Origin of the sequence: Arthrobacter sp. 2YAF22_2, from assembly GCF_052114645.1 — a bacterium.
GTDB lineage: Bacteria > Actinomycetota > Actinomycetes > Actinomycetales > Micrococcaceae > Arthrobacter.
On record NZ_JBFRFD010000088.1, the window covers coordinates 1 to 9,135 of the forward strand.

At 70.2% G+C, this 9,135-nt stretch carries 6 protein-coding genes and 1 pseudogene; 3 read left to right on the top strand and 4 right to left on the bottom strand.

The window, feature by feature from the left end; translation table 11 throughout:
* On the bottom strand, window positions 1-1,036 hold a 1,036-nt coding region (locus AB4Y86_RS05640), incomplete at its 3' end, for a dolichyl-phosphate-mannose--protein mannosyltransferase (protein WP_441400857.1).
* Between the two features lie 107 nt (window positions 1,037-1,143).
* Between AB4Y86_RS05640 and rsmI the strand changes: the two genes are divergently transcribed.
* Both rsmI and AB4Y86_RS05650 read left to right on the top strand, forming a co-directional pair.
* Window positions 1,144-2,025, top strand: coding sequence for a 16S rRNA (cytidine(1402)-2'-O)-methyltransferase (rsmI, locus tag AB4Y86_RS05645; protein WP_441400865.1), 882 nt, complete (start codon window positions 1,144-1,146; stop codon window positions 2,023-2,025).
* Window positions 2,026-2,253: 228 nt separating this feature from the next.
* Window positions 2,254-3,753 carry an NAD-dependent succinate-semialdehyde dehydrogenase gene (locus tag AB4Y86_RS05650; RefSeq protein WP_441400859.1) on the top strand — a complete coding sequence of 500 codons (1,500 nt, stop codon included), beginning with the start codon at window positions 2,254-2,256 and terminating at the stop codon, window positions 3,751-3,753.
* Here AB4Y86_RS05650 and AB4Y86_RS05655 read toward each other — a convergent pair.
* The 3 genes from AB4Y86_RS05655 to AB4Y86_RS05665 are packed head-to-tail and all read right to left on the bottom strand — an operon-like array spanning window position 3,750 to window position 8,760.
* Window positions 3,750-6,245: a DUF3488 and transglutaminase-like domain-containing protein gene (locus tag AB4Y86_RS05655; RefSeq protein WP_441400861.1), complete on the bottom strand. Its 2,496-nt coding sequence runs from the start codon at window positions 6,243-6,245 to the stop codon at window positions 3,750-3,752. The two genes, AB4Y86_RS05650 and AB4Y86_RS05655, sit on opposite strands and share 4 nt — an antisense overlap.
* On the bottom strand, window positions 6,242-7,627 hold the full coding sequence (locus AB4Y86_RS05660; protein ID WP_441400862.1) for a DUF58 domain-containing protein: 1,386 nt from the start codon (window positions 7,625-7,627) through the stop codon (window positions 6,242-6,244). Before AB4Y86_RS05660 ends, AB4Y86_RS05655 begins: the two co-directional genes overlap by 4 nt.
* A gap of 14 nt (window positions 7,628-7,641) precedes the next feature.
* Complete coding sequence (locus AB4Y86_RS05665; protein ID WP_441400864.1) at window positions 7,642-8,760, bottom strand: AAA family ATPase; 1,119 nt, start codon at window positions 8,758-8,760, stop codon at window positions 7,642-7,644.
* A gap of 163 nt (window positions 8,761-8,923) precedes the next feature.
* Between AB4Y86_RS05665 and AB4Y86_RS05670 the strand changes: the two are divergent.
* A pseudogene (locus tag AB4Y86_RS05670) lies at window positions 8,924-9,135 on the top strand (TatD family hydrolase); the annotation flags it as partial.

The following is a 9,135-nucleotide window of genomic DNA, read 5'->3' on the forward strand; positions in this document are numbered from 1 at the left end:
CGATGCTCAGGAAGGCGGCGATGCCGTCCTTGAGGATGCCGCCGGTGATCCAGCCGTGGACTCCGGCGATCCGCCGCGCACTGAGGTCCCAGAGGACGGTTAAGAGCCCGAAGCCGGCCAGGAAGAACAGCGCTGACCATTTCGTGCCGACCGCCAGCCCGAGGCATCCCCCCGCGGCCAGCCGCCACCAGCGGACTCCCAGCCACGGGCCGGCGGCCAGCTGCAGGCGCGACGGAACGCCGCCGGGGGAGGCCGCGGCCTGCTGGCCGAGCCGCACCGCCAGCCGGCGCCGGCCGTCGTCGCGGTCCATCAGCAGGGCACCGAAGGCGGCCAGGATCCAGAACATCAGGAAGATGTCCAGCAGCGAGGTGCGCGACATGACGAGGTGGTGGCCGTCCACCGCCAGCAGCACGCCGGCCACGGCGCCCAGCGTGAGCGAGCGGAACAGCTTCTGCGCGATCAGGGCGAGCAGGAAGATCGAAAGGGTGCCGATCAGCGCGGCACTGAAACGCCAGCCGAAGGAGCTCTCCGGCCCGAACAACCACATGCCCGCGGCGATCATCCACTTGCCCACCGGCGGGTGGACCACGTACTCCGGGCTGTCCAGCAGCACCCCGGGATTTCCCGCGATGAAGGAATCGTTGGCCTTGTCCGGCCACGCGCGCTCGTAGCCGCTGACCAGGAGGGAGTACGCGTCCTTGACGTAGTAGGTCTCATCGAAGACCAGGTTGTGCGGGGTGTCCAGTCGGACGAAGCGCAGGATCCCGCCGAGCACCGCGGTCAAGGCCGGGATCAGCCAGAACCACAGGCGCAGCGAGGGTGGAAAGTCCCGCCAGCTGCGGATGTTGCCGATCAGCCGCTCGGTGAGGGCTTGACGGGTGAACGCCTCGGCAGGCCGGCTGACCCAGCGGTGCCCCTCGAGATTGCGGCCGGTGCCGGCGCCGCCGGCGTCGTGGCGGATGCTGTCCGGGCGGTCGTCGGCGCGCACCGACGTGGTTGAACCGGCCTCGGCAGGCCGCATGGGGGTCTGCGTCACGTTGCCCATGCTACCTTTCGCGGACGGGATCCCGGGTCCCGCGCGCCGCCCGCCGGCAGTAGGCTGGGGGTGTGGATCCCGAGCAAAGCATTTCCCAAGGCACGTCGTTGCCTCCTGCCGCCGCCGACGCCGTTCCGGCAGCAGGGACGGCATCCGGTCCGGGCCGGATCGTGCTGGCCGCGACACCGATCGGCAACGTCGGCGACGCCTCGGCCCGGCTGGTCGAACTGCTGACCACCGCCGATATCGTCGCCGCCGAGGACACCCGGCGGCTGCACCGACTGGTGCAGAGCCTCGGCATTGCCGTGGCCGGCCGGGTGATCAGCTACCACGAGCACAACGAGGCGGCGAAGACCGGCGAGCTCCTGGACCAAGTGCGGTCCGGTAAGACGCTGGTGATGGTGACCGACGCCGGCATGCCGTCGGTCTCGGATCCGGGCTTCCGGCTGGTGGAAGGAGCCGTCGCCGCCGGGCTCACGGTCACCGCCGCGCCCGGTCCCTCGGCCGTGCTGACCGCGCTCGCCCTCTCCGGGTTGCCGACGGACCGCTTTTGTTTCGAGGGCTTCCTGCCGCGGAAGGCGGGGGAGCGGAGTTCGCGGCTCGCCGACCTCGACGCCGAACGGCGCACCATGGTGTTCTTCGAGGCGCCCCACCGGCTGGAGCCGATGCTTCGCGCGTTGCATGAGCGCTTCGGCGCCGACCGCCGCGCGGCAGTCTGCCGGGAGCTCACCAAAACCTACGAAGAGGTCATCCGCGGGACCCTGCACGAGCTTCTTGAGTGGGCCGAAACCAACGAGGTCCGCGGCGAGATCGTCGTCGTCGTGGGCGGCGCGCCGGAACGGGAGCCGGGCAAACCGGAGGACCAGGTCGCCGCCGTGAACGCGCTGATCGCCCAGGGCATCCGGCTGAAGGAAGCCGTTGCCGCCGTCGCCGACGACGCCCGGGTCAGCAAACGGGAACTCTATTCGGCAGTCCTCGCGGCTCGCTGAGCCAACGGCCGCACCCGGTCCGCCCCGGGCTTCGGCCCGGCCAGCGGGCCGGGTACGGACACCATGCTTACGCTTRTGCAGCTGCACAGCGAAACCAGCAGAGCCTAGTGCGGGCAGGCGTAGACACCCCGCAGAAGCCGGCAGTACCGTGGCATAAAGGCAGCCCCGCAGCGCACCGGTGCGGGGCGATCCGAAGCGTTCCACCCCATTGCTGACGAGGGAGTCGTTGTGACCGTAACTGCCCAGCCCACCGTGACCGCGGAGCGTGAGGCTGCTCTGCTGGCCTCCGTGCCGACAGGCCTGCTGATTGACGGACAGTGGCGTCCGGCCGTGTCCGGCAAGACCTTCGACGTCGAGGATCCCGCCACCGGCAAGGTGCTGTTGAGCATCGCCGACGCCGGTCCCGAGGACGGCGCCGCCGCCCTGGACGCGGCGGCCGCAGCGCAGGAATCCTGGGCCAAGGTCCCGCCGCGGGAGCGCGGCGAAATCCTGCGCCGCGCCTTCGACCTCGTCACCGAACGGGCCGATGACTTCGCGCTGCTGATGACCCTCGAGATGGGCAAGCCGCTGGCCGAGGCCCGCGGTGAGGTCACCTACGGTGCCGAGTTCCTGCGCTGGTTCTCCGAGGAAGCCGTCCGCGCGTTCGGCCGTTACTCGGTGTCCCCGGACGGGAAGTCCCGGCTGCTGGTGACCAAGAAGCCGGTGGGGCCGTGCCTGCTGATTACGCCATGGAACTTCCCGTTGGCGATGGCGACCCGCAAGATCGCCCCGGCCGTCGCCGCGGGCTGCACCATGGTCCTTAAGTCCGCGAACCTTACGCCGCTGACCTCGCAACTCTTTGCCGCCGTCATGTTGGAGGCAGGCCTGCCCGCCGGCGTGCTGAACGTAATCCCCACCTCCACGGCCGGCGCCACGACCGGCCCGCTGATCAAGGATGTCCGGCTCCGCAAGCTCTCCTTCACCGGTTCCACCGAGGTGGGCCGGCGTCTGCTCGCAGACGCGTCTGAGACGGTGCTGCGGACCTCGATGGAACTCGGCGGCAACGCCCCGTTCGTGGTGTTCGAGGATGCCGACATCGACGCCGCCGTGGCCGGGGCGATGCTGGCGAAGCTGCGGAACATGGGCGAGGCGTGCACCGCCGCCAACCGGTTCATCGTGCACGAGTCCGTCGCCGACGAATTCGCGGAGAAGTTCGCCGCGAAAATGGCGGAAATGACCACCGCGCGTGGAACCGAGGCCGACTCCAAACTCGGGCCCTTGATCGACGCCAAGAGCCGCGACAAGGTTCACGAACTCGTCGCCGACGCGGTTTCCGCGGGCGCGGTCGCGGTCTTGGGTGGCGCCCCCGTCGAAGGACCCGGCTACTTCTACCAGCCCACGATCCTCACCGGCGTCACCGAGGGCACCCGGATCCTGGCCGAGGAGATTTTCGGGCCCGTCGCCCCAATCACCACCTTCGACTCCGAGGACGAGGCGGTCCGGCTCGCCAACAACACCGAGTACGGCCTGGTGGCCTACGTCTTTACTAAGGACCTGAACCGGGGCATCCGGATGGGTGAACGCCTCGAAACCGGCATGCTCGGACTCAACGCCGGCGTCGTGTCCAACGCGGCGGCCCCGTTCGGCGGCGTCAAGCAGTCCGGTCTGGGACGCGAAGGCGGCCTCGAGGGCATCGAGGAATACCTCTACACCCAGTACATCGGCATCGCCGATCCGTACGCCGGCTAGCCGCGGCGCAGCCTGCGCACGGCGTCGCGGAGCCGGGGCCATGACTCCGCGGCGCCGTGCCGGGCGGTCTTCGCCGGAGCGGACACCGCCCGTAGCGGCGTCGACGCCCGGCCCCGCCAGCGGGCGATGAGCGAGGGTGGCAGCCAGGCGGCGCGCAGCCGGGTCCACCACGAAGCGTTGGCCTGCAGGGTCTCGCGGACCAGTGCGATCCGGTCCGCGGGTGAGTCGTCGGTGCGAGTCCCGGCGCCGGGACGGCCATATTCTTGGTGTTCGAAGTCTCTGGTCAGCGACCCCACAGCGTCGTGGGCCGGTGCGTCCAGACCGCCGGGCTCGCCCAGCGCCGGCGACCCGCTCAGCCGCCCGGCGAAGTGCCGCGGCGTTTCGCTGTTGCGCGGCGGAACGCCGTAATCCGTGGCCAGGTCCTGCAGCTCGGCCCACGCCGGCGCCGCGCTCCCGGGGCCGGCAGCCCCGGACGCTTTTAGCCGGCGGCGGTGGATGCCTTCGCGGGCCAGTGCCGGGGTTGCCAGCAGCAGCATCATCAGGAGGAGACCGCCGACGCCGTAGAGCGCCGGGAGATAGCGGGAGCCGGAGCCGGCCTCACCGCCGGTGCTGGGCAGCGGCACAACGGACGGCGCGGGAGTCGCGCTGGGCTTAGGGTCGTTTGTGGGGACCAGCCCGTCGTTGTTCTCGTTGGTGCTGGCGCCGCTGGGCGCCGCGGGTTCGGTGGCGTAGGCCGGCACCACACCGCGGGACGGGGTCGGTTCGAAAGCCACCCAGCCGACGCCCTGGAAGTAGAGTTCCGGCCAGGCATGGGCGTCACGGGCGTCGACCGCGTACTCGGGCAGCGCCCCCCGGCCGGGAATCGACACAGTGGCGCCTGTGACGTGACCCGGCGCGTAGCCGACGGCGATCCGGCTCGGGATCCCTTCCACGCGGGCCATGACGGCCATGGCGGAGGCGAAGTGGATGCAGTAGCCGCTCTTTTGCGTCAGGAAGTCGGCCAGCACGGAAAGGCCATTGCCGTCATAGCCGCCCTGGACGGGGGACTGGAGCGAGTAGCTGAACGCCGTGGAGCGGAGGTAGGTCTGGATCGCCATCGCCTTGGCGTAGCTGGTCTTGCTGCCCGCCGTGACGCTATCGGCCGTCTGCCGCACAATCTGGGGAACGTTGGCCGGGATCCGCGTGAACGTGTCCGGAATGCCGCGCACCTGGTCCGCGGACTGCGCCAGCACCGTAGGAGTCAGCTTCGGCGCCACCGACGTCACCACGTACTGCTGGTTGCGGGAGTTCACGTCCACCCCCTTGATGCTCAGCGTGGCTGGATCCCAGCTCCACCGGCCGGTCAGGCCGCTGACTGCCTCGGGCGCGTAGGGGACCGGCAGGTACGGGCTGGTGAACTGGCCGGCGTCCACTGCCGTGACCACCTGGACCTGCTCCGCGAAGGTGGAGGCGAGTCCGGAGTCTATCCGTCCGGTGCCCGTCTGGCGGCTGGCGTCCCGGTCATCCGGTGCCCATGTATCGCCGTCGAAGCTGTCCACGGTGACGGAGCGCAGGTAGGGCGCCGCCGCCGCGTTCGTGGCGTAGGTGATCCGGCCGGTTCCGGCGGGGCTGCGCAGGCTGTTGCCCAGGCTGATCATCGGGTTCAGGCCGTTAGACGTGCCCCAGGGATTCAGCCGCGAGCCCTGGGGGAAGGTGCCCTGGTCGAATCCGGGGACCACCAGCTGGAGAAGGAGCGTGAGGGCCAGCGCCATGGCCCCGGTCACGGCGGCGCGTTTAAGCTGCCCCGGGCTCGGCGCGGTATCCGTCCGGGTCCCCGAGCCCGGGTGGAACCAGTGGCTGCAGGCCAGGATCATCAAAAAGCCAAGCGCGGCACCGGTGAAGCCCAACCARCCGACGCTCTGCGGCTTGATCATGGCCGGTACCACCAGGATGGCCAGGATCCCGAGCCCGCTGGTCGCCGGCATGTCGAGCGGAACGCACAGGGCGTCGACCAGGATCACCAGCAGGCCCAGCACCGCGCAGATCAGCAGCACGATGCCGGCGTTCGGCGCCACCGGGGTGGTCTCGGCCAGCACGGTTTCGCTGGCCCGCCGCAGGTACCGCTGGATCTGGTCCAAGGTGTCGCCGGAGGGGATGAAACCGGCGATGCTGTGCTGCCGGAAGAAGGTGAATGTCAGGACCAGCGCCAGCGCCGCGAAGCCCCCGGCACCGACCAGAACGCCGCGCAGCCGCAGCGCGCGGAGTGCCGCCATGGTCATCGCGACGGCGATAACCGTGGTGAGCACCGCCGGGTACCACGCCCAGCCGCGCAGCACGCCGTTGAGTCCCAGCGCCGCCCCCGCCACACCCACCGTGACGGCCAGCCCCATGGCCCACGGTTCGACGCCGGCCAGGTTCGGCCGGCCGGCTCCTCCGCGCGGGTCTCCTGGAGGCCTTCCGGCGTCGGGTCCCGACGCCCCATGGGCTGTGCTGCGCTGCGGGGCCAACGTCATCGCCGGCCTCCAGCACCGCGCCGGACGTCGGCGGCGGCCGAGAGCGCCGGGGTCCCGCCCTGGTCGAAGGCTGACCAAGCGGCCGGCAGTGGCGTTGCGGCGGAGACGGCAACGGCGTGCCAACCGCCGCGGCGCAGGATTTCCAGGACCGGCCCGGCGTCAGCCGTGCGGTCGGTGACCACGAGGGCGAAAGCATTCGCGCCGAAGCCAGCCGCCGGGGCGAGAGACTGCGCCTCGGCCGGGGACAGCCGGCCCAGGATCGCGAGGATGGGTCCGCGCAGCCGGTGCGCGGACAGCTTGTCCATCAGCCGGTCGTCGAAGGGCTGCGGCCCGGCATCGGCCGACGGGCGGCGGAGTCCGGTCAGCTGGATCGCGGCGAGGCTCTCCGCGATGGACTGCAGGCCGCCTGCCCCGACATATTCGTCGGCCTCCGGCTCGGGCGCCGAGGGCGAATTCAGGAAGGCCGGCTCGCCCTCAGTATCCAGGCAGCGCAGGGCATAGTTCCGTTCGCCCAGGTGGGCGCTGATGGACATGGCGGCGGTGACGGCCCATTCAAACGTGTCGCTGCTGACCAGTTCGTACCCGTCGGCCGCGTCGGCGCCGGAGACGTAGCCGGCGCCGGAGGAGTACGCGAGGAACCGCTGGTCCAGGATGATCGTGGCTTCCGGCGTCGTGACGGATTCTTCCTGTCGCACCATGAGGGAACCGTGGCGGGCCGTCGCAGCCCAGTGCACGCGCCGCATCGGGTCGCCGTTCCGGTACTCGCGGGTCATAACGTCGTCGTCGCTGGGGTTGGCGCGGATCCGGGTGGCGGTGACGCCGTCGTGGCCGCGGGCGCCCGCCAGCCCGGTCACGGGAAGTTCGACGGCCGCTGGGGTCACGGTGAGGACGTCACCGCCGTCGATCGCGTGGCGGTGGACGGCGAGGCCGAAGGGATCGCTGAATTCGGCCATGACCGGTCCGATCAGGAACTGGCCGCGTTTTGCGCTCCGGAGCTGGTACTCGTAGCGGCTGGACCCGGCGACGGCGGTCCGCGCCGGGAAGCGGAAGACCGGGGACTGCCCGAAGCGGGAGGGGAGTTGCTCGTCCATGAGGGCATGCCCGGAGCCCGGGCCGGTGCGAGCCACCGCGAGCCGGACGGTCGTCGTGGCTAAAGTCTCGACCGGCGACGGGTTGAACTCGCGGTAGACCCGGAACCGGGGCTTGAGCAGCCTCGTCCCGGCCAGCGACAACAGTGGCAGAACCAGCAACAAGAGGGCCAGGGCCAGCAGGTCGCGGCGGCCGAGCACCTGGGCGGCCAGCAGGGACAGGACACCTGCCCCCAGCAGGCCCCAGCCGCGTGAGCTGAATATGTGCTTCGGGAACCGATCCAGCAACGCCACGGCTGCCTCAGCTCTTAACGGCCGGCGGGGCGGCCGGACTGCTGGGCGGCGGCCCTGCCGCGGCCGTTGTCCCTGGCGCCCCGGAACAGCGCTGGGGACGACTCCTGGCCAACCGGCACCTTCGCCAGGATGGCCCGGATGACGCTCTGCGGGGTCTCGCCGGTGCTGGCCGCCTTACGGTCCAGGATGATCCGGTGCGCCAGGACCGCTTCGGCGACGCTCACGACGTCGTCCGGCAGCACGAAGTCCCGGCCCTCCAGGGCGGCGGTGGCCTTGGCAGCCCGCAGCAACTGCAGCATGGAACGGGGGCTGGCGCCCAGCCGGAGCATGGCGCTCTCCCGCGTGGCGCGGCCCAGGGACACCGTATATTCCTTGATCGATTGGGACACATACACCTGCTGGACGGCGGCGATCATGGACGCGACCTCGTCCGCGGTGACGACCGCCGTGACCCGCGTCAGCGGGGACGTGGCCTGGTGTGTCTCGAGCATCTCCAGTTCGGCCTCGTGGTCGGGATAGCCCATCGAGATGCGGGCCATGAAGCGGTCGCGCTGCGCCTCCGGCAGCGGGTAGGTGCCCTCCATCTCGATCGGGTTCTGGGTCGCCACCACCATGAAAGGTTCGTCCAGTTTGTAGGATTTTCCGTCCACCGTGACCTGGTGTTCCTCCATGCATTCGAGCAGCGCCGATTGTGTCTTGGCGGAAGCGCGGTTGATCTCGTCGCCGATCACGATGTTGGCGAACACCGCGCCGGGCCGGAACTCAAACGTCCGGGACGCCTGGTTGTAGATCGAGACGCCGGTGACGTCGGAGGGCAGCAGATCCGGAGTGAACTGGATTCGGCTGACCGTGCAGTCGATGGTCCGGGCCAGGGTCTTCGCCAGCAGGGTCTTGCCCACCCCCGGGACGTCCTCAAGGAGCAAATGCCCCTGGGCGAGCAGGACCGTCAAGGCCAGCTTGGCGGCGTCGGCCTTGCCGTCGATCACGGTGTTAATGGCGCGCAGGATGCGTTCGCTGGCGGCGTGGAAGGCCTCGGCCTCCATGGGCGCGGGACCGGCCGCGGCGGACGCACGGGCATAGCCCTGCGGCTCTGGCAGCGCTTCGTCTACAGAGGTGCTTCGGTGGTAGTCCATCGGCAGCCTTTCAGCCCTGGTGCGGCCCGGGCGGAGCGGCAACCTATGCCCGGACCCGCATCTGGTTCACGCCTGTCTTTGCTATCAGCGTACTAACACAACTGACGAAGCATATAGAGAGTTCCGGGTAATTCTGCGCCCGGGCCGCCGCTAGGCTAAAAGGATGTGCAATCCGCTGACTCCCGCTCCTTTCCGCGCAATCGGCAGCGGGGAGGCCGGGAGCGCTTCGTCCGGCCGAAAGCCGTATCCGCCGGCGCCGGAGCCACTGCCCGTCCCGGTCATGGACAACCACACCCACCTGGACTTTCCGGATGCTGATTTTTCCAAGGGGGCCCCGGCGGTCAGCATCCAGGACGCCCTGGACGCCGCCGAGGC